This is a genomic window from Streptomyces sp. NPDC088354, from assembly GCF_044753585.1.
In the GTDB taxonomy this organism is placed as follows: Bacteria; Actinomycetota; Actinomycetes; order Streptomycetales; family Streptomycetaceae; genus Actinacidiphila.
The window spans coordinates 1-1,704 of record NZ_JBIVNJ010000156.1 but is presented as its reverse complement, the minus strand read 5'-3'; the positions used below and the strand labels follow the sequence as shown (position 1 = coordinate 1,704).

The 1,704-nt window shown below is 64.2% G+C and carries 1 protein-coding gene; it reads left to right on the top strand.

Translation table 11 applies throughout. The features are described 5' to 3' along the window. Window positions 1–83: 83 nt before the first annotated feature. Complete coding sequence (locus ACIP98_RS42435; protein ID WP_319665828.1) at window positions 84–1,664, top strand: ISL3 family transposase; 1,581 nt, start codon at window positions 84–86, stop codon at window positions 1,662–1,664. Window positions 1,665–1,704 lie beyond the last annotated feature (40 nt).

Here is a 1,704-nt window from a genome sequence, read left to right as displayed (position 1 = left end):
GGTTCTGTCGACGATCTTGTGATTCGGACGCTTGAGCGGGTCGTGTCAGCTGTTCGCGATCATGCGCGGTGTGCTCTTGTGACGTGCTCTTGGAGCTGTTTCCGCACCTGTCCGCATTGCTGATCGAAGGGGTCCAGCGACTGCCGGACAAGGTGGTGCTGAGGACGCGGGCACGATCGACGACCGCGGTTTGCCGGTGTGGCCAAGGATCGACACGCGTGCACGGCCGGTATGTGCGCGAGTTGCGCGATGTCGCCGTGGGCGGGCTCGGCGTCGTGATCCAGTTATCCATACGCCGATTCCGTTGTGAGAATGCTGCCTGTTCGGTGATCACGTTTGCGGAGCAGATTGCGGGACTGACCACCCCGCACAGTCGCCATACTCCGCTGCTGAGCGGGCTGTTGACGCAGGTCGGGTTGGCCCTGGCCGGCAGGGCGGGAGCCCGACTGGCGGATGCGATCGGCATCCGCGTGGGCAGAGATACGCTATTGCGGCTGGTCAGGGCTTTACCTGAGCCCGATGTCGGCGAGGTGGAAGTGCTGGGCGTGGACGACTTTGCCTTCCGCAAGGGGCGTCATTACGGCACGGTGCTGATCGACATGGCCACCCACCGTCCGCTTCACCTTTTCGATGGCCGCGAGGGCGAGGACTTGGCCGCCTGGCTGTGCGATCACCCCGAAGTGAAAGTCATCTGCCGCGATCGCTCAGCGGGATACGGGGAGGGGGCACGGATGGGGGCGCCGCAGGCCGAGCAGGTCGCCGACCGCTATCACTTGTGGGCCAACCTCGGTCAGGCAGTCGAGAAGACGGTGAACGCCCATCGCGCCCGCCTGGTCGAAACGTCCCCTGGAACTGCCGGCACCCCCGACAAGCCGGAGGCGGAGCCGCAGGTGGTCCAGCCACCGCCAAAGGAACTGAAGATCGTGACTCGGCTGCGTGAACAGCATGCAGCCGTCCACGAACTGCGGGAACAGGGAATGTCGAAGGCGGCGATCGGCCGGAAACTCGGGCTGCACCAGGCCACGGTCCGCAAGCTGGCCGGGGCCCGCTCGGCAGACGACGTGGTCGCCAAGAGCCTCCAGCGGGAGCACATCGTCGATCCGTACGTCGGTTACCTACACCAACGCTGGAACGAAGGCATCAGAAATGCCGCACAGCTCTACCGGGAAATCCAGGGCCTTGGTTATCCGGGAGGTGAACTGGCTGTTCAGCGTCACCTGCGACGTTACCGAACCGGGCGTGGACACGCGCCCGCCCCAGGCCCCAAGCCACCGTCGGTCCGCGAGGTCACTTCCTGGATCATGGCCCATCCCGAACACCTACGGGACGAGGACGCAGACAAGCTCCACCGTCTACGCGAAAGCAATCCCGAGCTGGATAGGCTCACCGATCACGTCCGGAAGTTTGCTGCAATGATGGCCGGACGCCGCGGCGACCGTCTCGACGACTGGATCACCGCTGCCGAACAGGACACCCATGTCGCGCTGGCGTCTTTTGCCAGAAACCTCCGGCGCGACGTCGATGCCGTCCGTAACGGTCTTTCCCTGCCCTACAGTTCCGGCGCCGTCGAGGGAAACATCAACCGCCTGAAAATGCTCAAGCGTCAAATGTTCGGCCGAGCCGGCCTCGACCTTCTTCGCAAACGAGTCCTACTCGCACGATGAGCCCTCACCCGATCTGGACCACAAGATCGTCGACAGAACC